Source organism: Kitasatospora sp. NPDC089913 (genome assembly GCF_044748625.1).
Taxonomy (GTDB): Bacteria; Actinomycetota; Actinomycetes; order Streptomycetales; family Streptomycetaceae; genus Kitasatospora.
Window position 1 is genome coordinate 133955 of the sequence record NZ_JBIVGI010000018.1, and the last position, 25534, is coordinate 159488.

Consider the following 25534-nt stretch of genomic DNA (forward strand, 5'->3'; position numbering starts at 1 on the left):
GGCCTGTGCGCGACCGTACGGACGGTCGTGCCGGGAGTCTGCCCGGCTGCCGCCCCGACTACCACTCGGGCGAGGTGCGAGCTACCCCTCGGGGCCGCGGTTCGGGCTGGGACTCCTCTGCCCCGAGAACGCCGCGGTCCGGCCGTGAATTCCCCATGATGGTCGCACGCCGGGCGCGGACGGGTCATCCGCATTTACCTCCGGCGCCGCCGGGTCGCCCGCCGGACGGCCCGCCGGGCCGGGCGGGACGGCCGGGGCCCGGCCGGGGCCGCCGCCGGGCGGGGCGTGCGGCCGCTCCACGTCGTACACCCCTGACACCCGCAGCATGGCCCGCAGCACCGCGGCCAGCGCGGCCGGGTCCGGCAGCTCGACGGTGTAGGTGTGCCGGACCCGCAGCTCCTGCGGCGGCTCGACCTCGGCCGAGACGATGCCGACGCCCTCCCCCGAGATCGCGGCGGTGAGGTCGGCGAGCAGCCGGGGCCGGTTCAGCGCCTCGGCCCGCAGGGTGGCCCGGTAGCCGGCCGGCGGGGCGCCGCCGGGGCGCCAGTCGACGTCCAGCGCGCCGCGCCCGTCGGCCCGCATCCGCTCCCCGGCCGGACAGGCGGTCCGGTGCACGGCGACCGCGCCGCCGCGGATCGGGTAGCCGACGATCGCGTCCGGCGGCACCGGGGTGCAGCAGCGGGCCAGCCGGACCGGCGCGCCCGGACGGCCGGCCGCGGTGACCGGGACGGCGGGACGGCCGGCGGCGACGGGGTGCGCGGGCGGCGCGGGCTGGCTCGGCGAGGGGCCGGTGCGGACCACCGGGCGGCGGGCCGGATGGTCGGCGAGCCAGCGTTCGATGGCGATCCTGGCGGCCGGGGTGCGGGCGTGCGCGAGCCACTCGGGGGCGGGGCCGGAGGGCTCGGAGCGGCGCCGGCCGGCCGGAGCGGCGGAGCGCCCGGCACCCCCGGAGCCGTCGGGGCCGTCAGCGCCGTCCGGCCGGTCGGAGCCGGCCGGCCCGTGGGGGCCGTCGGCCGTGTCCGAGCCGTCGGTGAGGATGGCCACCCGGTCGCCGTCCTGGAGCACCGTGGAGAGCGCCACCAGCCGCCCGTTCACCCGCGCCCCGATACATCGGTGCCCGGTCTCCTCGCCCAGCAGGTAAGCGGCGTCCACGCAGGTCGCCCCGGCCCGGAGCTGGAGCGTCTCACCGAGCTCGGTGACCGCGGTGATCTCGCGGTCACCGGCGAGGTCGGCGGTCAGCGCGGACCAGAAGGCGTCCGGGTCCGGGGTCTCCTGCTGCCACTCCAGCAGCCGGGAGAGCCAGCCCGGCCGGGCCGGGTCGGTGCGGTCCAGCTCGTCGGGGGCCTGCTCGCCGCCGCGCGCGGGCTGCCGGGGGTCGCCGAGCGCCACCACCCCGGTCTCGGCCACCTCGTGCATCCGGCGGGTGCGCACCAGCACCTCGACCACCTCGCCGCCGGCCAGCGCCACCGCGGTGTGCAGCGACTGGTAGAGGTTGAACTTGGGCGCGGCGACGAAGTCCTTGAACTCGCCCGGCAGCGGCGTCCAGCAGGTGTGCAGCTCACCGAGCACGGCGTAGCAGTCGGCGTTCTCCTCGACCACCACCAGCAGCCGCCCGAAGTCGGCGGGCTGCGGCTCCTGCGGCCGGCCGTCCCGCCCCGGGGCGGCGTCCCGCTTGAGCAGCACCCGGTGCAGCGAGACGCAGTGCCGGGGCCGGACGGTCACCTCGGCGGCGACCCCGGCCTCGGCGAGCTGACGGCCCAGCACGCCGGCGAACGGCGCCAGCAGGGTGTCCGGGCCGTCCTCGTGCCGGGCCAGCAGGGCACGGGTGCGGGCGTGCTCCTCCGGGTGCAGGGTGGCGAAGACGATGTCCTCCAGCTCCGCCTTCAGCACTTGGATGCCGAGCCGCTCGGCCAGCGGGATCAGCACGTCCCGGGTGACCTTGGCGATCCGCACCTGACTGGCCGGCTTCATGTGCCGGATGGTCCGCATGTTGTGCAGCCGGTCGGCGAGCTTGATCACCATCACCCGGACGTCGTCCCCGGTGGCGACCAGCATCTTGCGGAAGGTCTCCGCCTCCGCCGCCGCCCCGAAGTCGACCTTCTCCAGTTTGGTCACCCCGTCGACCAGATAGGCGACTTCGGGACCGAACCCCCCGGCGACCTGCTCCAGCGTCAACTCGGTGTCCTCCACGGTGTCGTGGAGCAGCGAGGCGACCAAGGTGGTGGTGCCGGCGCCCAGTTGGGCCAGGATCATGGTGACGGCCAGCGGGTGGGTGATGTACGGCTCGCCGCTCTTCCGCTTCTGGCCCCGGTGGCTCTCCTCGGCCAGCCGGTAGGCGCGGCCGAGGAGGCCGAGGTCGGCCTGCGGATGGTGCCGCCGGTGGGCCTGGACCAGCGGTTCGAGGGCGTCCGGCACCGGTGGGCGGCCGGTGGCCAGCAGCGCGGCGCGCCCGGCGCGTCCGAGCGCGGCCCGGCCCAGTCCGCCGAGCGGCCGTCTGGGCGGCCCGGCTTGCCGTGCGGACGTCGGCTGCCCCGCCAGGGGCTGCCCGGCTTCGATGGTCATCGGCACCTCCGGCAGCGGTACCGGGGGCGTGGGCCGACCCGGTGGTCCATGCTACCGAGCAGAGCACGTTCCGCGATGCCCCGCTTCCCGTCCGTCATCCCTGTCACCCGAACGGGGGGATTCGATCCGATACGAATTGGGCAAACGCGTTCGTCGACGGCCGCGCGACCCGGAGAAGACACCCCGGGCCGCGCGCACCGCTCGTGAGGGACGGTCAGACGCCGCCGAGCAGCGCCGTCCAGGACGGGTCCAGCTCGCCGCGGGCGACGATCGTCGCGGGTCCGGTCTTCTCCACCCGGCCGTCCGGGTGCTCGGTGATCGTCAGCCGGCCGCCCAGCACGTCGACCACGTAGGTCACGGCGGCGCCGGTGACCGTCGGGTCCAGGCCGTCCCGCCGGGCGGCGGCCACCGCGACGGCGCAGGCGCCGGTGCCGCAGGAGAGGGTCTCGCCGGAGCCGCGCTCGTGCACCCGCATCGCGACGTGCCGGGGCCCCCGGTCCACCACGAACTCGACGTTGACACCCTCCGGGTAGGCGCCCTCGGGGCTGGTCGCCGGCGCTGTCCGCAGCTCACCGGCGTGGTCCAGGCTCTCGACGAACGCGACCGCGTGCGGATTGCCCATGTTGACGTTCAGGGCCGGCCAGCTGCGCCCGCCGACCGCCACCGCGATCCCGTCCGGTCCGGGCAGCGCGGCGCGGCCCATGTCCACGGTGATCTCCCCGGGCGTGCCGTCCGCGGCGTCCGCCGCCACCCGCACGGTGCGCAGTCCGGCCCGGGTGGCCACCGGCAGCTCGCCCGGCTCGGCCAGTCCGGCCTCGACCAGGTAGCGGGCGAAGACCCGGACGCCGTTGCCGCACATCTCGCCGATCGAACCGTCCGCGTTGCGGTAGTCCATGAACCACTCGGCCCGGTCGGCCTGGTCGGCCGCGGCCGGGTCGGCGGCGGAGCGCACCACGCGCAGCAGGCCGTCCCCGCCGATGCCGGCGCGGCGGTCGCACAGCGCGGCGACGGCCTCGGGGCCGATGGTCAGCCGGCCGTCCGGGTCGGGGACGATGACGAAGTCGTTCTGGGTGCCGTGCCCCTTGAGGAAGGGGAGGCCGACGGGCTGCGCGGAGGTTGCGGTCACCCTCCCGATGGTACCGAGGGGCGCCGGACGCCCGCCGTCCGGTTCCGTCCGGCGGACCGCCCGTCGGCTACCGAACCGGCCGCCGACTGCCGGACCGCCCGCCGGCTACCGGCCGGAGAGCCGGACGACCCGCCACAGGGCCAGCGCGCAGGCGGCCAGCACGATCAGGGTGTAGATCACGATCGCCCGCCACCCGGCCCGCTCGCCGGTGCCGCGGCGCGGCAGTCCGGGCCACTTGTAACCGGCGTGCCGGGCGGCCATCGCCCCCCAGCCGAGCGAGGCGGCGGTCAGCAGCAGGCCGAGCATCCCGATCATCGCCGAACCGGCCCCGGCCGAGCCGAAGGCCAGCGGGAAGGCGAACATCAGCGACCCGGCGGTGGCCAGCAGGGCTATCGGCAGGGTCTGCCACCAACGGAGCCGACGGCGCGGCCGGATCTCCCGCTCGTGCACCGCGCCGGCGGGGGCACTGGTGTCCAGTGCCGGCAGCGCGAGGGCGTACGAGGTGGGCATGTCCAGTCCGGCCAGCACCGGCAGGTCCGGCAGCGTGGAGGAGTCGAGATCGGCGGTCTGCGCCGCGGCACCGCCGCCGACGGCTGCGCCGTTCGCGGAACGTCCCGCGCCCTGGCCGGTTTCGGGGCCGGTACCCGTGGACACGCGGCCTCCCCTGACAGTTCGACACGAGTGCGACTCGCGGCCTGGCCGATCGGCCCGCCCGGGCCGACCCTTATGACCTCGATGATGGCATGTCCAGGGTGGCGTTCCGGGCCTGACCGGGGTCGTCGGGTGATCCGTGGCCATCACGTGATCCGGTCGTGACCGCCGGGCCGTGCTGCACGGCCCTCTGCCCGCGCAACTGCACCGCCGGATGGCCGGAAACCGCCTACCGGGCGGCCGTTTCCTGACGATCGATCAGCCCCAGCGAACGGTCGAGCAGCTCGGCCGGGTCGGTCCCGGCCGGCCGGGAGAGCCAGTGGATCCGGTCGTCCCGGCGGAACCAGGACTCCTGCCGCCGGGCGAAGCGCTTGGTCGCCCGGACGGTCTCGGCCCGGGCCTCGTCCTCCGTGCAGGTCCCGGCGAAGTGGTCCAGCACCTGCTGGTAGCCGAGCGCCCGGGAGGCCGTCCGCCCCTCGCGCAGTCCGATCCGCTCCAGCGCCCGCACCTCGTCGAGAAGCCCGTCCCGCCACATCCGGTCCACCCGCAGGGTGATCCGCTCGTCCAGCTCGGGCCGCGGCACCGCGACGCCGATCTGCACCGCGTCGTACACGGCGGTGTTGCTCGGCAGGTTCGCGGTGAACGGCTGCCCGGTGATCTCGATGACCTCCAGCGCCCGGACGATCCGCCGGCCGTTGCCGGTGAGGATGGCCTCGGCCGCCGCCGGGTCCAGCGCGGCCAGCCGGCCGTGCAGCGCGTACGGGCCGAGCTGCTCCAGCTCGGCCTCCAGCCGGGCCCGGACCTCCGGGTCGGTGCCCGGGAACTCCATCTCGTCGATCGCCGCCCGCACGTACAGACCGGAGCCGCCCACCAGGACGGGGGTGCGGCCGGCCGCGAGCAGCCGGTCGATCTCGGCCCGGGCCAGCCGCTGGTACTCGGCGACGCTGGCGGCCTCGGTGACGTCCCAGACGTCCATCAGGTGGTGCGGGATCCCGCCCCGCTCCGCCGCGGTGAGCTTGGCGGTGCCGATGTCCATGCCCCGGTAGAGCTGCATGGAGTCGGTGTTGATCACTTCGCCGCCGAGGGCGCGGGCCAGGGCCACGGCCAGGTCGGACTTGCCGGCGGCGGTCGCGCCGACGACCGAGACGACACGGGGGCGGCCGGGCGGGACAGTAGTGGAGCTGCTCACCGGACAAGTCTGCCAAAGAACGGCGGCCGACCGACCGGCCCCCCGTTCGGACCCCCGTTTTCGTCCTTTCCGTCCCGTTGCGAACGGTTCGGGCGTGACGGACGTTGTGAGAGAGACAGCGAACGAAGGGTGAGGCGCCATGGGTCTGATGGACAACCTCAAGGGCAAGGCCGGGGAGCTCAAGGAGAAGGCCAGCGAGTTCGCCGGCAAGCACAGCGACCAGATCGGGAGCGCGGTGGACAAGGCGGGCGGCGCGATCGACAAGGCCACCAAGGGCAAGTACAGCGAGAAGATCGAGCACGGCACCAGCAAGGCCAGGACCGCCGTGGACGACTTCGCCCACAAGCCCGAGGGCACCGGGAGCACCGGGAGCGCTCCGAACACCGGGAGCGCTCCGGACGCCGGAGGCACCGGCACTGTCCCGGGCGGCCCGAACGGCAGCCCGAACGGCGGAGCGCCCGGCCCCACCGGCTGACCGCCCCCGGGCCCGGCCCGGGGCTCAGCTCCAGGAGGCGACCAGGTACCCGACCCCGTACGGCGCGTCCTGGTAACCCAGCCGCGCGGTGAGGCCGGCGCCCTCGGCGGCGCCGGCCAGCACCTGCCAGGGCGCCCGGCCCTCGGCCTTCAGCTCGGCCGCCAGGCCCGGGTCCAGCGCCGCCAGCGCGGCCGTGTCCGCCGTGCCCAGCGCCCGCGCCAGCGCCGCGTCGTAGCCCTCGGCCCGCTCGTCCAGGTAGCCGGGCGCCTTCAGCGAGCGGCAGGCACTGCCGTCGCCCATCACCAGCAGCCCGACCCGGTCGGCCAGCCCGGCCAGGCCCTGGCCGAGTCCGAGCATCCGGTCCGCGGGCGCGTCGGCGGGCACCGCGCAGGCGTGCGTCGGCAGGGTGGCCCCGGCCCGGCCCAGCAGCCAGGCACCGACGGTCAGCGCGGGCGACAGCTCGGGGCCCTCGGCCCGGCCGCCCGGCAGCGCGGCCACCACCGGCACGCCGTACCGGTGGAAGGACCCGGCCCCGCCCTCGGTCCAGACCTCGGCCTCCGGACCGGTGCCGACGACGACGAGCAGGTCCGGCCCGGCCGCGAGCACCACCCCTAGCGCCTCGTCGCAGGCCGCGCGCAGCGGCTCGAGCTCGGCCGAGGCCCCGGCGGCGACCTCCGGGACGAGCAGCGGCGGACAGGGGCACACGGCGGCGGCAACCAGCATGTGGATCACTCTAGGGGTTGACCCGCCGGGAACGCCGGACGGCCCGGGGGACCGTGCGGGTCCCCCGGGCCGTCCGGTACCGGGCGAAGGTCCGACCGCCCTCCCGGGCCGGCCGGTGCCGGGTCAGTCCCCGCAGCAGGCGCCCCCGGCCGGGGCGGCGAGCGGCAGCGCCTTCGGGGCACCGATCGACGGCAGCCCCAGCATCACGCCGGCCGGCTTGGCCGCGGCCGCGCCCTTGCGCTTCTCCCAGGCGTCGCCGGCCCGGGTCCGCCGCACCGCGAGCGTCGGCCCCTCGGCCAGCAGGTGGTGCGGGGCGGCGTAGGTGATCTCCACGGTGACCGTGTCGCCCGGGCGGACCGGCTCGGCGGGCCGGGTGAAGTGCACCAGCCGGTTGTCCGGGGCGCGGCCGGAGAGCCGGTCGGTCCGGTCGTCCTTCTTGCCCTCGCCCTCGGCGACCAGGATCTCCAGGACACGGCCGACCTGCTTCTTGTTCTCGTCCCAGGAGATCTCCTCCTGGAGCGCGATCAGCCGGTCGTAGCGGGCCTGGACGACCGCCTTCGGGACCTGCTCGTCCATCTCGGCGGCCGGGGTGCCCGGGCGCTTGGAGTACTGGAAGGTGAAGGCGTTGGTGAAGCGGGCCTCGCGGACGACCTTCATGGTCTCCTCGAAGTCCTCCTCGGTCTCGCCGGGGAAGCCCACGATGATGTCGGTGGAGATGGCGGCGTCCGGCATCGCCTCCCGCACCTTGCGGATGATGCCCAGGAAGCGGTCCTGCCGGTAGGAGCGGCGCATCGCCTTGAGGACCCGGTCCGAGCCCGACTGCAGCGGCATGTGCAGCTGGTGCATCACGTTCGGGGTCTCGGCCATCGCGGCGATCACGTCGTCCGTGAAGTCGCGCGGGTGCGGCGAGGTGAAGCGGATCCGCTCCAGGCCCTCGATCTGCCCGGCGGCGCGCAGCAGCTTGGAGAACGCCTCGCGGTCGCCCAGGTCGGAGCCGTAGGCGTTGACGTTCTGGCCGAGCAGGGTCACCTCGATGACGCCCTCGCCGACCAGCGCCTCGATCTCGGCGAGGACGTCGCCGGGCCGGCGGTCCTCCTCCTTGCCGCGCAGCGCGGGGACGATGCAGAAGGTGCAGGTGTTGTTGCAGCCGACCGAGATCGCGACCCAGGCGGCGTACGCGGACTCCCGGCGGGTGGGCAGGGTGGAGGGGAAGGTCTCCAGGGACTCCAGGATCTCGACCTGGGCCTTGCGCTCGACCGCGGCCCGCTCCAGCAGCGCCGGCAGGTGGCCGATGTTGTGGGTGCCGAACACCACGTCGACCCAGGGGGCCTTGGCGACGATGGTGTCCCGGTCCTTCTGGGCCAGGCAGCCGCCGACGGCGATCTGCATGCCCTTGTGGCGGGTCTTGACCGGGGCCAGCTGTCCGAGGTTGCCGTACAGCTTGTTGTCGGCGTTCTCCCGCACCGCGCAGGTGTTGAAGACCACCAGGTCGGGGTCGCCCTCCTGGCCCGCCTTGACGTACCCGGCGTCCTCCAGCAACCCGGAGAGCCGCTCCGAGTCGTGGACGTTCATCTGGCAGCCGTACGTGACGACCTTGTAGCTCTTGGATCCGCTGTCACCGCTCACCCGACCAGGGTACGGGCAGCGCCCGCCGTGCTTCCCCGCGCTTCCCCCTCCCGTTCGCCGCGGGCGCCTGGCACTATCCCTCCATGGCCTCCCGCACCTCCTCCCGACTCGGCACCGCCGCGCGCCGACCGCTGTGGCGGATCGTGGCGGCGCTCGTCCTGGTGCTGGCCGGCCTGGGCGGCTGGTGGCTGTCGGAGAGCCGCTCCCCCGGCTACCCGCGCGGCGAGACCCGCCTGGCCACCGGTGTCCAGCGCGGGGTGTACGACCGGTACGGACAGCTGCTGGACGCCCAGCTGGCCAGGGCGATGCCCGGGGTCCGGCTGGAGCTCGACAACTCCGAGGGCTCGATCGACAACCTCCGCCGGGTCACCTCCGGCCGGGACGACTTCGCGATAGCCACCGCGGACGCCGTGGCCCAGTACACCGGCCCCGGCCGGGAGAAGCTGCGGGCCATCGCCCGGCTCTACGACGACTACCTGCAGCTGATCGTGCCGGCCGACTCCCCGGTGCGCCGGGCCTCCGACCTCAAGGGCCTGCGGGTCGGCGTCGGCCAGCCGCTCTCGGGCGTCAACCTGGTCACCCGGCGGCTGCTGGCCGCGGCCGGGCTGGACCCGGACCACGACATCGTCCAGGCCCCGCTGGGCATCGGCGACGCCGCCGACGGGCTGCGACGCGGGGAGGTGGACGCCTTCTTCTGGTCCGGCGGCCTGCCGACCAGCGCGCTCACCGACCTGTCCGAGCACGTCCGGATCCGGATCGTGCCGCTGGGCGACCTGGCCGAGTCGGTCCACAAGGTCGAGGGCGGCGGCACCGACGCCTACCGGGCGGCCACCATGCCCAAGGGCACCTACCCCAACGCCGAGCCCCAGGACGCGGTCGCCACCGTCGCCGTGCCCAACCTGCTGATCACCCGCGCCGACGTGGACGACGACCTGGTCCAGGGCATCACCCGCGCCGTGATCGACAGCCGCGACCAGATCGGCGCCCAGGTCCACGCCGCCCAGCTGGTCGACCTGCGCACCGCCGTCTACACCGACCCGCTCCCGCTGCACGAGGGTGCCGCCCGCTACTACCGCTCGGTCAAGCCCTGACCCTCGGGCCGGACCCCGGTCCGCGGGCCGGGCCCTGACCCCCGGGCCCGACCGGGTCCGGCCCCGGCGCCCCGCCCCTCAGCCGCGCTTGTCGGCGGCGCGGGGGACGGCGAGGGTCACGGCGAGGCCGTGCGGGACGGCGGTGCCGAACGTGAGCGAGCCGCCGGCGGCCTGGAGCAGGGTGGTGGCGATCGACAGGCCGAGACCCGAGCCGTCCACGTTCTGGTGGCGGGTGCTGCGCCAGAAGCGGTCGCCGGCCCGGGCCAGCTCCTCCTCGGTGAGGCCCGGCCCCTGGTCCGAGACGGTCACCGCGACCTCCTCGCGGCGCACCGCGACCAGCACCCGCACCCGGCTGCCGGGCGGGCCGAACTTGAGCGCGTTGTCGACCACCGCGTCCAGCGCGCTGCCGAAGCCGATCGGGTCGGCCAGGCCGAGCGCCAGTGCCGGGCCCTCCCAGACCAGCTCGATCCCGCGCTGCCCGGCCAGCGGACGCCAGGCGTCCACCCGGGCCAGGGTGAGCACGGCCAGGTCGGTGGGCTCGGGTTCGGGGCGGGCGTGCTCGGCGGTGGCCAGCCCGAGCAGGTCGTCCAGTACCCGGGCCAGCCGGACGCCCTCCTCGCGGACCCCGCCGAGCTCCTCGTCGTGGCCCTCGGGCAGCTCCAGACCCAGCACCTCGACCCGCAGCAGCAGTGCCGCCAGCGGATTGCGCAGCTGGTGCGAGGCGTCGGCGACGAAGGCCTTCTGCTGGTCCAGGGCGAGCACCACGTGGTCGGCCATCTCGTTGAACGAGCGGGCGAGCCGCTGCAGCTCGGGCGGTCCGCCGCCCGGCGCCACCCTGGCGTTCATCCGGCCGGTGGCGATGTCGTGGGTGGCCCGGTCCAGGGTGCGGACCGGGCGCAGCACCCATTCGGTCAGCCGGGCCGCGAGCAGCACGGCGACGATCATCGCGGCGGCCTCCCCGGCCCCGATGACCAGCCACTGGCGCAGGACCCGGGTGCGCAGCGCACCGGTCGGGGAGTCGCTGAGCACCACCGCGACCACGTCGCCGTCGCGGACCACCGGGGTGGCGACGGTGAGCGTCCGGTCCGGGGTCCACGGCCAGACCTGCGGCGGGTTGTGGCTGCGCCGGCCGTCGAGCGCCTCCTGGAAGGCCTGGTCGGCCCAGCCGCTGGCGGGCACCCGCCAGTCGGCCGGGGCCACCGCGATCGGTACGCCGTCGCGCTGGAAGATGCCGATCCGCACCCCGTACAGCTCGTGGTAGCGCACCACCTCGGCGTCCAGCGCGTGGCGGCGGCTGAGGTCGCCGGGGGCGGGCCGGGGGTCGCCCTTGAGCGCCGACTCGAGGCCGGAGACGCCGGAGGTCGGCAGGTCCTGGGCGAACCGGGCGGCGTCGTCCAGGCGGTCGACCACCACCCGGCTCTGTTCGGCGGCCGCGAACGCCGCGGCGAGCGGCATTCCGAGCGCGGCGAGCACACAGAGCATCAGCGCGATCAGGATGCCGAGGAGGCGGGTGCGCACGTGCGGTCAGTGCTCCGCGCGGGCCGGGGGCGGGCTGTCGGCGGCGGGCGCCGGGCATTCCGGGATCAGCCGGTAGCCCACGCCGCGGACGGCCTCGACCAGGCCGGGCAGGGCGAGCTTGGTGCGCAGCGAGCCGATGTGCACCTCCAGGGTGCGGCCGTTGCCCTCCCAGCCGCTGCGCCAGACCTCGCTGAATATCTGCTCGCGGCGGTAGACCACGCCGGGGCTCTGGGCGAGCAGCGCCAGCAGGTCGAACTCCTTGCGGGTGAGCGGCACGTCCCGGCCGTCGACGCTGACCCGGCGGCGCTCGCGGTCGATCACGATGCCGCGGGACTCCAGCGGGCCGCGCTGCTGCGGGACGGCGTCCGGGGCGGGCGCGGTGGCGGCGGCGGGCGCGGCGCCGCGGCGGGCGACGGCGTGGATCCGGGCGAGCAGCTCGCCCATGTCGTAGGGCTTGGTGACGTAGTCGTCGGCGCCCAGGTTGAGGCCGTGGATCCGGGAGCGTATGTCGGCCCGCGCGGTCACCATGATCACCGGTACGCCGCTGCCGGCCCGGATCCGGCTGCAGACCTCGAAGCCGTCCCGGTCGGGCAGCCCGAGGTCGAGCAGGACCACCCGGTACGGCTCGTTGCCGTCCGGCACCAGGGCGTCCAGGGCCTCGTGCCCGCTGCGGGCGTGCCGGACCTGGAAGCCGTGCCGGCCCAGGACCGCGACCAGCGCGGCGGCCACGCGTTCGTCGTCCTCGACGAGCAGCAGTCGCATGGTTCTCTCCTCCTCTCCCGGACGGTTTGCCGGGGGGTGTCCCTCGGTCGCCGTGCGATCGTCACGGCCCCTGCCGGGCAGGTCCCGGTTCTGCGCAGTATGGGCCAGCGGACGTCCGGACGCCAGGCTCGGCCGACGGCCGTCCGCCACCGCCGGGGCTCCGCGATCACGCCCCCGCGACCTCCGGACGCTGTCACTGTGCCCCTGCCGGGCCCAGGTGAACAGCGTCCGCCGGGCGTGTGTCCGGATCGTGATCCTCAAATTCCACTCAGATCGGCTGACGTGGCGCCGTCAGGGCTCCTATGGTCGCCCCACCGAGGGCCGCGGCTCCGCCGGCTGCGGCTCTCGGATTCCTACCACCATTGCCGCCCAAGGGAGTTCGCACCCACGGGCCGACCCGAGGGAGCAGGCCCGATGAGCACGAGCCTCGACCAGGACTCCCGCGCCGACGCCGCTCCCCTGGTGGTCCTGCGCAACGTCAACAAGCACTTCGGTGCGCTGCACGTCCTCCAGGACATCGACCTGGAGATCAAGCAGGGCGAGGTGGTCGTCCTGATCGGCCCCTCCGGCTCCGGCAAGTCCACGCTGTGCCGGACGATCAACCGGCTGGAGACCGTCGACTCCGGGACGATCACCATCGACGGCCGCCCGCTGCCCGCCGAGGGCCGGGAGCTGGCCCGGCTGCGGGCCGAGGTCGGCATGGTCTTCCAGAGCTTCAACCTGTTCGCCCACAAGACCGTGCTGGAGAACGTGGTCCTCGGCCAGGTGAAGGTCCGCGGCATCGCCAAGGACCAGGCCGTGCGGACCGCCGAGGAACTGCTGGAGCGGGTCGGCGTCGGCGCCCAGGCGTCGAAGTACCCGGCCCAGCTGTCCGGCGGCCAGCAGCAGCGCGTCGCGATCGCCCGGGCGCTGGCGATGAACCCCAAGGTGATGCTCTTCGACGAGCCCACCTCGGCACTCGACCCCGAGATGATCAACGAGGTGCTGGAGGTCATGCGCCAGCTGGCCGCCGACGGCATGACGATGGTCGTCGTCACCCACGAGATGGGCTTCGCCCGCTCCGCCGCCAACCGGGTGCTGTTCATGGCGGACGGCCGGATCGTCGAGCAGAACACCCCCGAGGCGTTCTTCACCGCACCGCGCTCCGAGCGCGCCAAGGACTTCCTCTCCAAGATCCTGCACCACTGATCCCCCGGTCCGGACCCCCGGCCGGCGGCGGGCGCCACCGCGCGCCCGACCCTCCCGCCCGCCGGGCCCCCACCCGTACCGCACCCTTCGCCAGAGCCCGGTCGACCCGTGGCCAAGCCCGAGGAGAACTGCCCTCATGAGGACTCGTCGCACCTTCGCCGTCGCGCTCTGCGCCATCGCGCTCACCGCCACCGCCGCCTGCGGCAAGGACGGCACGCCCGGCGCCGCCAACACCTCGTCCGGCGGCAGCGCCGCCCCCGCGCTGCCCACCTACACCGTGAAGACCGACGTCAAGGTCGACTCGGCCGTGCTGGCCGAGGCCAGGAAGCGCGGCCAGCTGATCATCGGCGCCAAGTCCGACCAGCCGTTCCTCGGCTGGGAGGACCTCGCCAGCGGCGACCGCAGCGGCTTCGACATCGAGATCGCCAAGATGGTCGCCGCGGACCTCGGCTTCACCCCGCAGCAGATCAAGTGGCAGACCCTGGTCTCCTCGCAGCGCGAGCCGGCCATCTCCAAGGGCCAGATCGACTTCTACGTCGGCACCTACAGCATCAACGACGAGCGCAAGAAGACCGTCTCCTTCGCCGGCCCGTACTACGTCGCCGGCCAGGACCTGCTGGTGAAGTCCGACAACACCGCGATCACCGGCCCGGACTCGCTCAACGGCAAGAACGTCTGCACCGCCACCGGCTCCACCTCGATCAAGAACATCGAGAAGTACTCGCCGAAGATCACCCAGTTCGACACCTACTCGGCCTGCGTCGAGAAGCTGATGTCGGGCGAGGTGGACGCGGTCACCACGGACGACGCCATCCTCAAGGGCTACGCCTCGAAGTACTCGCCCAAGCTCAAGGTGGTCGGCCAGCCGTTCACCAAGGAGAACTACGGCGTCGGCCTGGGCAAGGACGACAAGGCGCTGCGCGACGCGATCAGCGACGCGCTCAAGGCCCACCAGGACAACGGCGACTGGAAGAAGGCCTACGACGCCACCCTCGGGCTCTCCGGCGCCGCCGCCCCGCAGCCGCCGGCGCTCGACCGCTACTGATCCACCCGGGGCACCGGGCCACCGGGCCACCGCTCCCCTTCATCACCGAACCCTGAGAGGAGGGCCGCCGGATGGGCTTCCTGTTCGAGAACGGCAACTTCGCGCTGTTCCGCGACGGCTTCCTGCAGACGATCGAGCTGAGCGCGCTCAGCGCGCTGCTCGCCCTGCTGCTGGGCACCCTGCTGGCGGCCTTCCGGGTCTCCCCCGTCCCCGTCCTCCGTGCCTTCGGCACCGGCTGGGTGACGATCTTCCGCAACACCCCGCTGACCGTGCTGTTCTTCGCCGTGACCTTCGGCCTGCCGCCGCTCGGGGTGCACTTCAGCCACCTCGTGTTCGCGGTGCTGGCGCTCGGCAGCTACACCGCGGCGTTCGTCTGCGAGGTGCTGCGCTCGGGCATCAACACGGTCCCGATCGGTCAGGCCGAGGCGGCCCGCAGCCTCGGCCTGACCTTCGGCCAGACCCTGACCCAGATCGTCCTGCCGCAGGCGGCCAGGACGGTGCTGGCCCCGATGAGCAGCGTCTTCATCGCGCTGCCGAGGAACTCGGCGATCGCCGGCGCGTTCAGCGTCGGCGAGCTGTACAGCGTCCAGCAGGGCTTCTCCGACGGGGACGGCTACTCGATCTTCGCGATCTTCTTCTGGGTCGCCTGCGCCTACCTGCTGATCAGTGCCGCTGTCGCCCTGCTGTTCCGTTTCCTGGAGTCCCGACTGGCGGTGGCCCGATGAGCAACCTCTTCACCCGCTCCGCGACGGCCAGCGTCCTCTACGACGCCCCCGGGCCGAGGGCGCGCAACCGCAACCGGATCTTCGGGGTGCTCTCGCTGCTCGGCATCGCCGGCCTGGCCTGGTACGTCTTCATCACGCTGAACGACAACGGCCAGTTCGAGGCCGGCCTCTGGGACGCCTTCCAGTACACGACCATCCAGCAGCGGATCGTCGACGGCCTGGTCGCGACCCTGAAGGCCTTCGGGCTGGCGGCGGTGTTCTCGCTGGTGCTGGGCGCGCTGCTGGCGGCCGGGCAGCTCTCCGACCACCGGCCGGTGCGCTGGGTCTGCGTCTCGGTGGTCCAGTTCTTCCGGGCGATGCCCCTGCTGATCCTGATCGTCGCGCTCTACTACGGCTTCTTCGCCAAGGAGCCGATGTGGGCCCTGGTGCTCGGCCTCACCCTCTACAACGGCTCGGTCCAGGCCGAGATCATCCGCAGCGGCGTCAACGCGGTGCCGCGCGGCCAGGGCGAGGCGGCGTTCGCGCTCGGCATGCGCAAGACCCAGGTGATGACCACCATCCTGGTCCCGCAGGCGGTCCGCTCGATGCTGCCCACGATGATCGGCCAGCTGGTCGTCACCCTCAAGGACACCTCGCTGGGCGCCATCATCACCTACCACGAGCTGCTCTTCGTGGGGAAGGCCATCGCCACCCAGCCGCTCAACGCCGCGGGCTTCCCTTACATCCCCGTGGTCCTGGTGATCGGCCCCGTGTACATCGCGATGTGCCTCCTGCTCACCGCGCTCGCCCGGTGGATCGAGGCACGTGGCCGACGCGGCGCGAACCGGCGCACTTCAGCTGCTGCTTGACGGACACGCAGGTGAACTGTTGCATTGCTCTTCGTGACACCATCCGGGAGCATCCACGCGGCATATGACGGCAGGCTGACGGCCGGTCCGTGCTCCGAGATCCACGGCGCCCGCCCGGGCCCGGAGGGACCGGCATGGACCCGGTGATCGTGGTCGGGGCCGGGCCGGTCGGCCTGGCCCTGGCCCTCGCCCTGGCCCGGCACGAGGTGCCGACCGTCGTCCTCGACGAGGGCTCCGGTCTCTGCCCCGAGAGCCCGCGCAGCGTCGTCCTCGGCGCCGACACCGCCGCCTTCCTGACCCGGATCGGCTACACCCGGGCGGCCTCCGACGCCGCCCGCTGGGACGCCTTCGCCGTCTGGCGCCGCCGCCAGGAGGTGCTCCGGATCGACCTCGCCGACACCCCCGTGCTGCACCTGCCCCAGCACCGCCTCCAGCGCGGCCTCCGCGACGCCCTCACCGGCAGCCCGCTGGTCGGACTGGTCCCGCTGAACCGGGTCACCCGGCTCGAACAGGACCGGGACGGCGTCAGCGTGCTCACCCGCAACCCGCAGGACGGCACCGAGACCTGGTGGCGCGGCAGCCACCTGGTCGGCTGCGACGGCGCCCGCTCGGCCGTCCGCAAACTGCTGAAGGTCCGCTTCCCCGGACGGCCCGCCGTCGACCGCAGCGCGATCGCCACCGTCCGGGTCGACCTGCCGTTCACCGAACCCCGGCTGCACCGCGAGCCGCCGTGGCGCGGCGACCGCGAAGCCACCGCCCGCCCGCTGCCGGACGGCGTCTGGCGCCTCGACTGGCGGCTCCCCCCGGGTCGGCCGGCCCCCACCGAACCGGTCGACCCGCACGCCACCTGGCCCGGCATCGTCACCGGCGACACGCTGCTCACCAGGGTCTCCGCCACCCTCACCGGCTGGTGCGGCGAGCTCCCGAAGTTCGACCTGCTCGCCGCCGCCGACCACACCGCCCAGCAGCGGCTGGCCGCCCGGTTCCGGGTCGGCCGCTGCTTCCTGGCCGGCGACGCCGCCCATCTGCACGGCGCGCTCGGCATGCAGAACCTCACCGACGGTCTGCGCGACGCCGACAACCTGGCCTGGCGGCTCGCCCTCGCCTGGCATCTCCACGCGGGCGGCCCGCAGCCCGGCGGCTCCCTGCTCGACGGTTACGAGGCCGAACGCCGCGGCGCGGTCGGCGCCCGGCTGCGCGCCGTCGACCAGGCCATGCCACTGCTGCGCCCGCTGCGCGGCTGGGCCCAGACCCGGCGCTCGCTGCTCACCGGCTCCTTCCGCAAGCACGCCCCGATGCTCGCCGACGGGCATCTCGGCACCGGGCGGTTCGGCGGCGCCCCCGCCTATCCGGCCGCCCCCTCCGGCGTGCCCGGGCGGGTCCCGGTCCAGCGGGGCGCCCGCAGCACCACCTCGCTCAGCGAGCTGCTGCCCGCCACCGCCCCCGGGGTACTCGTCCCCGACCTGCCGGTACTGGCCACCGACGGCACCCCGGACCGGTTGCACTCCCGGCTCGGGGCGGGCTTCCTGCTGCTGCTGGTCGCGCCCGGCACCGCCGTGTGGTCCGCGGAGCGCTGGCTGGGCGCCGGGCTGATGCCCCGGCTGGCCGAGGTCGCCGCCGCGCTGCCGGTGCCCGCCGAGGTCCTGGTCACCGAGGCCTATCCGGGCGCCGGCCCGCACACCGTGCTGCTGATCCGGCCCGACGGCCATCTGGTCGGGGTGACCCAGGGTGCGGCGGCGGAGGACCTCCAGGCGCTGGCCGACGGGGCCAGGGGCGGTCCGGCCTCGCTCACCGGCGGGCCCGACCAGGAGGCAGCGGCCCCGGAGCCGGCGGGGCCCGGCGCCACGGCCGCCGGGACCGCGTCTCCCGCTGCCGCGGCCACCGGTGCCACGGCCGGCGGCACCACGGCCACCGGCCCGGTCACCGCTGCTCCGGCCACCACGCCGACCGCCGCCCCGACCGCCGAGCAGGCCCCGCCGGTCCGCCCGTCCGGGCGCTGACCGGGCGCCGACCGAGCCCGGCGGCCGGACGGCTCGACCTCCGGATCCACCCGGTCGGCTACCGGGCCACCTCGGTCGCCCGGCTCTCGCGGACCACGGTGACCCGGATCTGGCCCGGATAGGTCAGCTCCTCGGCGACCTGCTTGGCGACCTCGCGGGCGATCACCTGCGCCCCGAGGTCGTCCACCACCTCCGGCCGGACCATCACCCGCACCTCCCGGCCGGCCTGCATCGCGTAGACGGTGGCCACGCCGTCGTGCGCCCGGGCGATCTCCTCCAACCGCTCCAGCCGCCGCACGTACGCCTCCAGCGACTCCTTGCGGGCCCCCGGCCGCGCGCCCGAGCAGGCGTCGGCGGCCTGGGTGAGCACCGCCTCCACCGTGCGGGGCTCCACCTCGCCGTGGTGCGCGGCGATCGCGTGCACCACGTCCGCCGACTCGCCGAACCGCCGGGCCAGGTCGGCGCCGATCGCCGCGTGGCTGCCCTCGACCTCGTGGGTCAGCGCCTTGCCGATGTCGTGCAGCAGCGCCGCGCGCCGCACCGGCTCCGGGTCCACCCCGAGTTCGGCGGCCATCATCCCGGCCAGGTGCGCCGACTCCACCAGGTGGCCGAGCACGTTCTGCCCGTACGAGGCCCGGTAGCGCAGGGTGCCGAGGGTCCGGACCAGCTCCGGGTCCATGGCGCCGACCCGGACGGCGAGCAGCGCGTCCTCGCCGGCCCGCACACAGCGGCGCTCGACCTCGACCCGGCTGCGCTCGTGCTCGTGCTCGATCCGCAGAGGGTGGATCCGGCCGTCCTCCACCAGGTGCTCCAGGGTGAGCCGGGCGGTCTCCCGGCGGACCGGGTCGAAGCAGGAGAGCTGCACCACCGAGGGGGTGTCGTCGATGATCAGATTGACGCCGGTGACGGCCTCGAAGGTCCGGATGTTGCGGCCCTCGCGCCCGATCACCCGGCCCTTCATCTCCTCGTTGGGCAACCGGAACACCGACACCGCGGTCTCGGCGGTCTGTTCCGCCGCCAGCCGCTGGATCGCCCCGGCCAGGATGCCCCGGGCCCGCTGCTCGCCCTCCTCGCGGGCGGCGCGCTCGATCTCCCGGACGGCGACCGCCGCCTCCCGGCGGGCCTCCGACTCGGCCTCCCGGACGAGTTCGGCGCGGGCCTCGGCGGCGGAGAGCCCGGCGGTCCGCTCCAGCTCGACCGCCCGGCGCCGGAGGAGCTCCCCGGCCTCCGCCGAGACGCGGGCCAACGCGGCCGAGCGCTGGGCGAGTTCGTCCTCGCGGGTACGGAGCCGGTCGAACTCCCCGGCCAGCCGCTCCTCGCGCCGGTCGAGTTCGGCCCGCAGCCGGTCGGCCCGCTGCTCGGTCTGCTGCCGGGCCCGTTCGGCCGCCGCGGCGGCGCGACGACGCGCGACCCTCGACCGCCGGACCAGTAGCCACGCTGTCGCCAGGACCACCAGCAGGACGGCCGCCGCAAGGGAAGCGGCCGATCCGGCGCTCACCGCGATCCTCATGCTGCCCACTCCCCGTCCCGCCGCGGCACACCGCCCGGGACCACCGCGCGGCCGCCCGGAACCGCCCGGTCACAGGCATGGCCGGGCGTACGGCCGGGGCGGCCGAGGAACGGTCGACGTGCTCCCGCACTGAGTGCGAGGCTAAGCGCGGGTTACGAAACGGTCAAGACTGGCCAGGCAGTTGACCAACCCTCCGGTAACACTCGGGGCGGACCGGGCCGACCCGACCGGCCTCACCGAGCGGAGCCCTCAGGAGCAACCAGGAGCAGCCGGGAGCAGCCGGGCCGGACTCAGTCCTCGTAGCCGTCGCCCTCGTCGCCGTACTCGTCCTCGTCCTCGGCGCCCTCCGCGTCCAGGGCGTCGCGGACCACCCGGAAGGCCAGGCCCTCGGAGTAACCGCGCCGGGCGAGCAGCCCGACCAGTCGGCGGGTGCGGGTCTGCCGCTCCAGGCCCCGGGTGGCCCGCAGCCGCCGGTCGACCAGGGCCCGGGCCGCCTCGGCCTCGTCGTCGTGGTCGAGCTGGGCCAGGGCCTGTTCGGCGAGGTCACCGGAGATGCCCTTGGTCCGCAGCTCCTGTGCCAGCGCACGCCGGGAGAGTCCGCGGACGCTGTGCCGGGACTCCACCCAGGCCCGGGCGAAGGCCGCGTCGTCGATCAGCCCGACCTCCTCCAGCCGGGTCAGCACCTCCTCGGCGACCTCGTCCGGGATCTCCCGCTTGCGCAGGGCGTCGGCGAGCTGCTTGCGGCTCTTGGCCGCACCCGTGAGCAGCCGCAGGCAGATGTCCCGCGCCCGGCTCTCGGGATCGGCCGGCTCCTCGGTCCGGGCACCGCGGCCTGCTCCGCGACGGCCCGGAGCACGCTCCGCGCCGTCGTGCTCCCGGCCCCCGGGAGCGGCGGCCCTCCGGGTACGGCCGGACCGCCGCGCGGGAGGTTCGTCCGGGAACTCCGGAGCGAGGTCGGCCGCACCCCCGTGACCGGCCGACCCCGCTCCCTCGCCCCGGCCGTCCCGCTCGCTCCGGACGGCCGGGCCGCTCTCGGCCTCCAGCGCCGAGCGCCGTCGGCGCCGCCCTGCGGGCAGCTCGGAGGCCTGGACCAGCCCCAGCCCGTCCACGTCCGCCGGACGGGCCGCCGGACGCTTCACCGCGCGGGCCCGCTCCGGCGCGGGCTCCGGCGACCATGCCGGGTCCCAGACCGATTCCGCCCGGACCCGCCGCCGGGCCGGCGACTCGGCCCCTGGACCCGCGACAGCCGCGAACCAGTCCGGCGGCCCGTAGTCGTCGTCCTCTTCGGACTCCTCGGGGCCGACCGGCCCACTGTGCTGCGTCAACGACTCAGGCCTTGGCGGCCGCCGCCGTCGTCTTCTTCGCCGCTGCCGTCTTGGCGGCGGTCGCGGTGATCGGCTTGGCCGCGCCCTCGGCGCCACCCGCCGCCTCGCCCTCGGCCGGCTCCTCCACCTTCGGGCCGATGCCCAGCTTGCTCTTGAGCTTCCGCTCGATCTCGTCGGCCAGCTGCGGGTTGTCCCGCAGGAAGTTGCGGGCGTTCTCCTTGCCCTGGCCGAGCTGGTCGCCCTCGTAGGTGTACCAGGCGCCCGACTTGCGGATGAAGCCGTGCTCCACGCCCATGTCGATCAGGCCGCCCTCGCGGCTGATGCCCACGCCGTAGAGGATGTCGAACTCGGCCTGCTTGAACGGCGCGGCGACCTTGTTCTTGACGACCTTGACCCGGGTGCGGTTGCCGACCGCCTCGGTGCCGTCCTTCAGGGTCTCGATCCGGCGGATGTCCAGCCGGACCGAGGCGTAGAACTTCAGCGCCCGGCCACCGGTCGTGGTCTCCGGCGAGCCGAACATGACGCCGATCTTCTCGCGCAGCTGGTTGATGAAGACCGCGGTGGTGTTCGACTGGTTCAGCGCACCGGCGATCTTCCGCAGCGCCTGGCTCATCAGGCGGGCCTGCAGACCGACGTGGGAGTCGCCCATCTCGCCCTCGATCTCGGCCCGCGGCACGAGCGCCGCCACCGAGTCGATGATCACCAGGTCGATCGCGCCGGAGCGGATCAGCATGTCGGTGATCTCCAGCGCCTGCTCGCCGGTGTCCGGCTGGCTGACCAGCAGGGCGTCGGTGTCCACGCCGAGCTTCTTGGCGTACTCCGGGTCGAGCGCGTGCTCCGCGTCGACGAAGGCGACCGTGCCGCCGGCCTTCTGGGCGTTGGCCGCCAGGTGCAGCGTCAGCGTGGTCTTGCCGGAGGACTCGGGACCGTAGATCTCGACCACCCGGCCGCGCGGGATGCCGCCGACCCCGAGCGCGACGTCCAGGGCGGTGGAACCGGTGGAGATCACCTCGATCGGCTCGTTCGCCTTCTCGCCGAGGCGCATCACCGAGCCCTTGCCGAACTGGCGCTCGATCTGGGCGAGCGCCGTCTCAAGAGCCTTCTCGCGGTCCGTACCTGCCATGGCTTCCACCCTCGGGTTCTGTGCTGTGCGCTTCATCGTCCTCGACGCTAGCGCCTTCCACTGACAATCGGCCCCGACCGGGCTCTGCCTGGGGAAAACTCTGCGCCGGAGAGTACAAAGAACAAGTGTTCGAATCAAGCCGGAGCCGTTCGGACTACTTCCGCCCGGAGTCCCCGCCGACCATCCGCCGCAGCCGCCGGGCCGCCTCCCGGCGCAGCTCCCGGCGGTGCCGGCGCTGCTCGCCCCGGTCGATCCGCGGGTCCGTGGCCACCTCGTAGCGGCGCACGTACGTCCCGACGAAGCCCTGCAGGGTGGCCGCCGCCGGGATCGCGATCAGCGCGCCGACCGCGCCCAGCAGCGCCGCGCCCGCGATCACCGCGCCGAACGCCACCGCCGGGTGCACGTCGACCGTCCGCGCGGTGATCCGCGGATGCAGCAGGTAGTTCTCGATCTGCTGGTAGACCACCACGAAGGCCAGCACCCAGAGCGCGTCCACCGGCTGCGGGGTGGTGAGCGCCACCAGCACCGGCAGCGCCCCGGCGAGATAGGTGCCGATGGTCGGCACGAACTGCGACATGACGCCGACCCAGACCGCGAGCGCGGCCGCGTAGGGCAGGTCCAGCAGCGCGAACATCACCCAGTGTGCGAGGGCCGACACCACCGCGAGCAGGGCCCGCGAGTAGAGGTAGCCGCCGGTCTTGGCGAGGGCGATCTCCCAGGCCCGCAGCACCTCCGCCTGCTTGGCGGGCGGCAGCATCGAACAGACGGTCCGCCGCACCCGGGGCCCGTCGGCGGTGAAGTAGAAGGTGAAGAGGCCGACCGTGAAGGCCTGGAAGAGCCCGCCGATCAGGGTCGAGGAGACGCCCCAGACGTTGTCCGCGGCCTGCTGGGCGTAGTTCTCGATCGCGCCGGAGTCCTTGAGCAGCTTCTTCTGCAGCTCGTCCAGCGAGAGGTCCTGGTGGAAGGTGCGGTTGACCCAGTCGATCAGGTTGTCCAGCAGGTGGGGCAGGTCACCCGCGATCTTCGCGACCTGGTCGACCAGCAGGGTCCCGAGCGCGGTCAGGAATCCGGCCACGGCGATCGCCACCGCGACGAAGACCAGGAAGGTGCCGATGCCCCGGCGCACGCCGCGGGCCGCCATCCGGTCCACCGCCGGCTCCAGCGCCAGCGAGAGGAAGAACGAGACCAGCAGCATCACGAAGAGGTCGATCAGCTGGTGGAAGGCCCAGTCGGCGAGCTGGAACACCCCGACCAGGACCAGTGCGAGCACCATCGCCCGCGGCAGCCAGCGCGGCATGCCGGAACCCCAGAGACCGTCACCCGCGGTCCGGGGTCCGGTCGGCTCCCCGGGCGGGCCCGGCGGGGAGGCGGGCGGAGGGCCCGCGGCCTCGTCGGCGACCTGCGCCGACCTGTCCGGATTCGGCTGTTCTGCACTGCTTGCCACCCGCACAGTTTGACCCATGCCCGACGAACGTTCGAGCACTGCCGGAGGGTTCGCGGAGCGGAGCGGGGGCCGGTCGGGCCCGGTCCCCCGCGCGGGCCGGGGTCAGCGGAGCACGCCGGACACTCCCTGGGTCTCGCAGACGACCCGCCAGACGTCCTTGGCCTCCTGGCCCGCGTCCAGGGCCTGCCGGACGGTCCGCCCGCCCAGCTCGCTCATCACGTGGTCGCTCGCGAAGGACTCCGCGTACGCCTCGCCGAAGTGCTCGTACATTCGCCGCCAGAACTCCGTCAGCCTCATGCCCCCAGTATCCCGGACCGCCCGCCCGCCGGTCCGGGCTCCCGGCACCCGGCGCCCGGGCCGCTCAGGCCGCTCGGGCCCGCCAGTCGGCGGCCGTCAGCGCGTACTCGACCTCGCCGTGCTCGCTGCCCGCGATCGTCTCCGGGTAGTCCTCGTGGAAGGTGCGCACGTACGAGAGCCCGGCCTTCTCCATCACCCGCCGGGACCCGCGGTTGACCGCCATCGTGTACGCCACCACCCGCTCCACGCCCAGCCCGGTGAAGCCCCGTCGGACCAGCGCCCGGGAGCCCTCGGTGGCGTAGCCGTGCCCCCAGGCCGCGCGGCGCAGCCGGTAGCCCAGCTCGACCTCGGCGCGGTCGCCGTCGAGCGACCGGAACTCGAACCAGCCGAGGAAGGCGCCGCCCTCCCGCTCCTCGGCGGCCCACCAGCCGAGGTCGCCGAACCGCCGGTAGTGGTCGAAGTACAGCGGCAGCAGGGTGTCCTCGACCACCGCCCGCGGGGTGGGCCGGCCGCCGGTGAGGTAGCGGGTCACCTCCGGGTCGGCGTCCAGTTCCACCAGGGCGTCCACGTCGGCGTCGGTGAAGCGGCGCAGTACCAGCCGCTCGGTGGTGAGGAAGGTGTCCATCCCGTGATCCTCGCCCGCCGTCCCCGCGCCGTCACCCGGTTTTCCGCGGCCCTCCGGCCCCGCACCACCCCGGCGCGGCCGCGGCTCAGTGCGGCAGCGCCAGCGCCCCGGCGCCGTAGAACTCGTGGTCCCCGCAGACGTGCGGCCCGGGCGGGCAGGCGGCCGCCGCGTCCGCGGCGAGCAGGGCTGCCAGCCGGTCGGAGCCCCAGTCCGGGTGCAGCGCGGCGGCCACCGCGACCGCGCCGGTGACGTGCGCGGCGGCCATCGAGGTGCCGGCCAGCGCGGCGTACCGGCCCCCGGGCCAGTCGGAGACCACCGCCCCCCGGGCGCCGCCGTCCGGGTCCCCGCCGGGGGCGGCCAGGGAGACGTGGCCGCGCCCGTAGTTGGTGTACGCGGACGGGCGGCCGTCCCGGTCGACGGCGGTCACCGTGACCACGCCGGGCAGTTCGCCGGGCAGCCGGACGCACTCGGGGCCGACGTGGCGGGACTGCGGCGGACCGGTCGTGCGGTCGTTGGGGCTGCGCTCGTCGGTGCGGGGCGCGCCGAGGTCCTGCGCGTCGTTGCCCGCCGAGGCGACCACCACCGCGCCCTTCGCCCGGGCGTACTCGACGGCCCGGCCGACGGCGGCGGTCAGCGCGGCCTGGTCGGGGTCCTCGGGGCAGTTGTACTTCCACGGGTCGGCGAAGTAGCTGTTGTTGATCGCCCGGGCGCCGTGGTCGGCGGCCCAGAGCATGCCGCAGACGATGTTCTCGGCGTAGTACTGGCCGAGCGGACCGAGCAGCCGGACGGCGGCGATCCGCACACCGGGCGCGACCCCGCTGACGCCCCGGCCGTCCCTGGCCGCACCGACGATCCCGGCGACATGGGTGCCGTGGCCGCTCTCGCCCACCCCGGCGTCCGGGCGCCAGGCGCCGGTCCTGGCGTCGGGGCGGCCGTCGGCGCAGGAGGCGGAGCTCCTCGGGTCCACGGCGGCGCGCAGATCGGGGTGGGTGTCGTCGACGCCGGAGTCGAGGACGGCGACCAGCACCCGGCGCAGGGCGTCGGCCGCCGGGGTTCCGGCGCCGCGCAGCAGATCGGGGGTGGCGTCCGCGGCGGCGGCGGGGGCGGCGCCGAGCAGCGCGAGGTTCCAGGCGTCCTGCTCGCCCGGGTCCGGCACGGTGGCGGTGGCGTCGTCCCCGCCGTCCCGGCCGTCCCCGGCGCGCCCGGACGGTGCCCGGTCGCCACCGGCCCGGTCGCCGGCCGCCGGGTCCGTCCCGGCCCGGAAGTCGCCGGCGCCGTCCAGCGGCCGGGGCGGCCCGGGCACCGGCGAGGTGCGGCTGGCCCCGACCGCGGCCACTCCCGGCCGGCCCCGGACCTTCTCCGCGAAGCCCCCGCCGGCGTACGCGAGCACCGCCCCGATCTGCGGGTACTCCTGGACCACCTGTCCCCCGGCCGCCCGGGCCTCGGCGGCCGCGCGCGCGGCCCCGTCGGCGTCGGCCCGCTCCGCCAGCACCAGGTAGCTGAGGAAGGCGCGGCCCGGCCCGGCGACGTAGGGCACGGCGCCGCCGACGACCAGCGCGGTCAGCAGCATCGCGAGCAGGACCCGGAGCGGCCCCCGGGTGCGGCGCCGGACCGGCCTGCCGGGGCCGGCCGCCCGGACGGGCACGGGCGCCGGGCCCGCCCCGGGGGCCGGTCCCGCGCC

The 25534-nt window shown here is 74.8% G+C and carries 22 protein-coding genes; 7 read left to right on the top strand and 15 right to left on the bottom strand.

Annotated features, from left to right (window positions below):
• Nucleotides 1-81: 81 nt before the first annotated feature.
• The 4 genes from ACIPYS_RS25880 to miaA form a co-directional block, all read right to left on the bottom strand.
• The gene (locus ACIPYS_RS25880; protein ID WP_400750039.1) at nucleotides 82-2562 is read right to left on the bottom strand and encodes a RelA/SpoT family protein; all 2481 of its coding nucleotides are present in this window, start codon (nucleotides 2560-2562) and stop codon (nucleotides 82-84) included.
• A gap of 214 nt (nucleotides 2563-2776) precedes the next feature.
• Nucleotides 2777-3688 carry a diaminopimelate epimerase gene (gene dapF / locus ACIPYS_RS25885; RefSeq protein ID WP_400750042.1) on the bottom strand — a complete coding sequence of 304 codons (912 nt, stop codon included), beginning with the start codon at nucleotides 3686-3688 and terminating at the stop codon, nucleotides 2777-2779.
• Between the two features lie 105 nt (nucleotides 3689-3793).
• Nucleotides 3794-4342 carry a hypothetical protein gene (locus ACIPYS_RS25890; RefSeq protein ID WP_197698759.1) on the bottom strand — a complete coding sequence of 183 codons (549 nt, stop codon included), beginning with the start codon at nucleotides 4340-4342 and terminating at the stop codon, nucleotides 3794-3796.
• 226 nt (nucleotides 4343-4568) lie between these two features.
• Nucleotides 4569-5528, bottom strand: coding sequence for a tRNA (adenosine(37)-N6)-dimethylallyltransferase MiaA (gene miaA / locus ACIPYS_RS25895; RefSeq protein ID WP_231978561.1), 960 nt, complete (start codon nucleotides 5526-5528; stop codon nucleotides 4569-4571).
• Nucleotides 5529-5667: 139 nt separating this feature from the next.
• Here miaA and ACIPYS_RS25900 point away from each other — a divergent pair, with 139 nt between their 5' ends.
• On the top strand, nucleotides 5668-6003 hold the full coding sequence (locus ACIPYS_RS25900) for an antitoxin (RefSeq protein ID WP_093860289.1): 336 nt from the start codon (nucleotides 5668-5670) through the stop codon (nucleotides 6001-6003).
• A gap of 24 nt (nucleotides 6004-6027) precedes the next feature.
• Here ACIPYS_RS25900 and ACIPYS_RS25905 read toward each other — a convergent pair whose 3' ends face one another.
• Nucleotides 6028-6726 carry a class III extradiol dioxygenase subunit B-like domain-containing protein gene (locus tag ACIPYS_RS25905; protein WP_093864869.1) on the bottom strand — a complete coding sequence of 233 codons (699 nt, stop codon included), beginning with the start codon at nucleotides 6724-6726 and terminating at the stop codon, nucleotides 6028-6030.
• Between the two features lie 123 nt (nucleotides 6727-6849).
• The gene (gene miaB, locus ACIPYS_RS25910; RefSeq protein ID WP_286158630.1) at nucleotides 6850-8352 is read right to left on the bottom strand and encodes a tRNA (N6-isopentenyl adenosine(37)-C2)-methylthiotransferase MiaB; all 1503 of its coding nucleotides are present in this window, start codon (nucleotides 8350-8352) and stop codon (nucleotides 6850-6852) included.
• An 83-nt stretch (nucleotides 8353-8435) separates the two neighbouring features.
• Here miaB and ACIPYS_RS25915 point away from each other — a divergent pair, with 83 nt between their 5' ends.
• Entirely contained in the window at nucleotides 8436-9443 is a 1008-nt protein-coding gene (locus ACIPYS_RS25915) for a TAXI family TRAP transporter solute-binding subunit (RefSeq protein ID WP_093860290.1), read from the top strand.
• 78 nt (nucleotides 9444-9521) lie between these two features.
• On the opposite strand, the gene ACIPYS_RS25920 is transcribed toward ACIPYS_RS25915, so the two are convergent.
• Together ACIPYS_RS25920 and ACIPYS_RS25925 are read right to left on the bottom strand one after the other, a co-directional pair.
• Nucleotides 9522-10961 carry a HAMP domain-containing sensor histidine kinase gene (locus ACIPYS_RS25920; RefSeq protein WP_093860291.1) on the bottom strand — a complete coding sequence of 480 codons (1440 nt, stop codon included), beginning with the start codon at nucleotides 10959-10961 and terminating at the stop codon, nucleotides 9522-9524.
• 6 nt (nucleotides 10962-10967) lie between these two features.
• The gene (locus ACIPYS_RS25925) at nucleotides 10968-11723 is read right to left on the bottom strand and encodes a response regulator transcription factor (protein ID WP_093860292.1); all 756 of its coding nucleotides are present in this window, start codon (nucleotides 11721-11723) and stop codon (nucleotides 10968-10970) included.
• A gap of 414 nt (nucleotides 11724-12137) precedes the next feature.
• Between ACIPYS_RS25925 and ACIPYS_RS25930 the strand changes: the two genes are divergently transcribed.
• The 5 genes from ACIPYS_RS25930 (at nucleotide 12138) to ACIPYS_RS25950 (ending at nucleotide 17529) form a co-directional block, all read left to right on the top strand.
• Nucleotides 12138-12911: an amino acid ABC transporter ATP-binding protein gene (locus tag ACIPYS_RS25930; RefSeq protein ID WP_093860293.1), complete on the top strand. Its 774-nt coding sequence runs from the start codon at nucleotides 12138-12140 to the stop codon at nucleotides 12909-12911.
• Nucleotides 12912-13047: 136 nt separating this feature from the next.
• Entirely contained in the window at nucleotides 13048-13956 is a 909-nt protein-coding gene (locus ACIPYS_RS25935; RefSeq protein WP_093860294.1) for a glutamate ABC transporter substrate-binding protein, read from the top strand.
• Nucleotides 13957-14027: 71 nt separating this feature from the next.
• The gene (locus tag ACIPYS_RS25940; RefSeq protein ID WP_093860295.1) at nucleotides 14028-14681 is read left to right on the top strand and encodes an amino acid ABC transporter permease; all 654 of its coding nucleotides are present in this window, start codon (nucleotides 14028-14030) and stop codon (nucleotides 14679-14681) included.
• Nucleotides 14678-15529 (top strand): amino acid ABC transporter permease, encoded by an 852-nt coding sequence (locus ACIPYS_RS25945; protein WP_093860296.1) that lies wholly within the window; start codon nucleotides 14678-14680, stop codon nucleotides 15527-15529. Before ACIPYS_RS25940 ends, ACIPYS_RS25945 begins: the two co-directional genes overlap by 4 nt.
• A 134-nt stretch (nucleotides 15530-15663) precedes the next feature.
• Complete coding sequence (locus tag ACIPYS_RS25950; protein ID WP_400750055.1) at nucleotides 15664-17529, top strand: FAD-dependent monooxygenase; 1866 nt, start codon at nucleotides 15664-15666, stop codon at nucleotides 17527-17529.
• 58 nt (nucleotides 17530-17587) lie between these two features.
• Here the strand turns inward: ACIPYS_RS25950 and rny are convergent, their stop codons facing one another.
• The 7 genes from rny to ACIPYS_RS25985 form a co-directional block, all read right to left on the bottom strand.
• Complete coding sequence (rny, locus tag ACIPYS_RS25955; RefSeq protein ID WP_400750058.1) at nucleotides 17588-19039, bottom strand: ribonuclease Y; 1452 nt, start codon at nucleotides 19037-19039, stop codon at nucleotides 17588-17590.
• A gap of 290 nt (nucleotides 19040-19329) precedes the next feature.
• Nucleotides 19330-20364 (bottom strand): regulatory protein RecX, encoded by a 1035-nt coding sequence (locus tag ACIPYS_RS25960; RefSeq protein ID WP_400750061.1) that lies wholly within the window; start codon nucleotides 20362-20364, stop codon nucleotides 19330-19332.
• 4 nt (nucleotides 20365-20368) lie between these two features.
• Complete coding sequence (gene recA, locus ACIPYS_RS25965) at nucleotides 20369-21487, bottom strand: recombinase RecA (protein WP_093860298.1); 1119 nt, start codon at nucleotides 21485-21487, stop codon at nucleotides 20369-20371.
• A 154-nt stretch (nucleotides 21488-21641) separates the two neighbouring features.
• Entirely contained in the window at nucleotides 21642-22784 is a 1143-nt protein-coding gene (locus ACIPYS_RS25970) for an AI-2E family transporter (protein ID WP_400750065.1), read from the bottom strand.
• A 249-nt stretch (nucleotides 22785-23033) separates the two neighbouring features.
• Nucleotides 23034-23228 carry a DUF3046 domain-containing protein gene (locus ACIPYS_RS25975; protein WP_093860300.1) on the bottom strand — a complete coding sequence of 65 codons (195 nt, stop codon included), beginning with the start codon at nucleotides 23226-23228 and terminating at the stop codon, nucleotides 23034-23036.
• A 64-nt stretch (nucleotides 23229-23292) separates the two neighbouring features.
• Nucleotides 23293-23853, bottom strand: a complete 561-nt coding sequence (locus ACIPYS_RS25980; RefSeq protein WP_400750069.1) for a GNAT family N-acetyltransferase — start codon at nucleotides 23851-23853, stop codon at nucleotides 23293-23295.
• A gap of 85 nt (nucleotides 23854-23938) precedes the next feature.
• Complete coding sequence (locus ACIPYS_RS25985; protein ID WP_400750072.1) at nucleotides 23939-25423, bottom strand: S8 family peptidase; 1485 nt, start codon at nucleotides 25421-25423, stop codon at nucleotides 23939-23941.
• Nucleotides 25424-25534 lie beyond the last annotated feature (111 nt).

Bases quoted from the DNA above. Each gene is read 5' to 3' on its own strand.
- rny (WP_400750058.1), bottom strand. From the start codon at position 19,039: ATGAGGATCGCGGTGAGCGCCGGATCGGCCGCTTCCCTTGCGGCGGCC.
- ACIPYS_RS25880 (WP_400750039.1), bottom strand. From the start codon at position 2,562: ATGACCATCGAAGCCGGGCAGCCCCTGGCGGGGCAGCCGACGTCCGCA.
- ACIPYS_RS25935 (WP_093860294.1), top strand. From the start codon at position 13,048: ATGAGGACTCGTCGCACCTTCGCCGTCGCGCTCTGCGCCATCGCGCTC.
- ACIPYS_RS25905 (WP_093864869.1), bottom strand. From the start codon at position 6,726: ATGCTGGTTGCCGCCGCCGTGTGCCCCTGTCCGCCGCTGCTCGTCCCG.
- ACIPYS_RS25945 (WP_093860296.1), top strand. From the start codon at position 14,678: ATGAGCAACCTCTTCACCCGCTCCGCGACGGCCAGCGTCCTCTACGAC.
- recA (WP_093860298.1), bottom strand. From the start codon at position 21,487: ATGGCAGGTACGGACCGCGAGAAGGCTCTTGAGACGGCGCTCGCCCAG.
- ACIPYS_RS25915 (WP_093860290.1), top strand. From the start codon at position 8,436: ATGGCCTCCCGCACCTCCTCCCGACTCGGCACCGCCGCGCGCCGACCG.
- ACIPYS_RS25900 (WP_093860289.1), top strand. From the start codon at position 5,668: ATGGGTCTGATGGACAACCTCAAGGGCAAGGCCGGGGAGCTCAAGGAG.
- ACIPYS_RS25940 (WP_093860295.1), top strand. From the start codon at position 14,028: ATGGGCTTCCTGTTCGAGAACGGCAACTTCGCGCTGTTCCGCGACGGC.
- ACIPYS_RS25970 (WP_400750065.1), bottom strand. From the start codon at position 22,784: ATGCCGCGCTGGCTGCCGCGGGCGATGGTGCTCGCACTGGTCCTGGTC.
- ACIPYS_RS25985 (WP_400750072.1), bottom strand. From the start codon at position 25,423: ATGCTGCTGACCGCGCTGGTCGTCGGCGGCGCCGTGCCCTACGTCGCC.
- ACIPYS_RS25925 (WP_093860292.1), bottom strand. From the start codon at position 11,723: ATGCGACTGCTGCTCGTCGAGGACGACGAACGCGTGGCCGCCGCGCTG.
- ACIPYS_RS25930 (WP_093860293.1), top strand. From the start codon at position 12,138: ATGAGCACGAGCCTCGACCAGGACTCCCGCGCCGACGCCGCTCCCCTG.
- ACIPYS_RS25980 (WP_400750069.1), bottom strand. From the start codon at position 23,853: ATGGACACCTTCCTCACCACCGAGCGGCTGGTACTGCGCCGCTTCACC.
- ACIPYS_RS25950 (WP_400750055.1), top strand. From the start codon at position 15,664: ATGGACCCGGTGATCGTGGTCGGGGCCGGGCCGGTCGGCCTGGCCCTG.
- ACIPYS_RS25975 (WP_093860300.1), bottom strand. From the start codon at position 23,228: ATGAGGCTGACGGAGTTCTGGCGGCGAATGTACGAGCACTTCGGCGAG.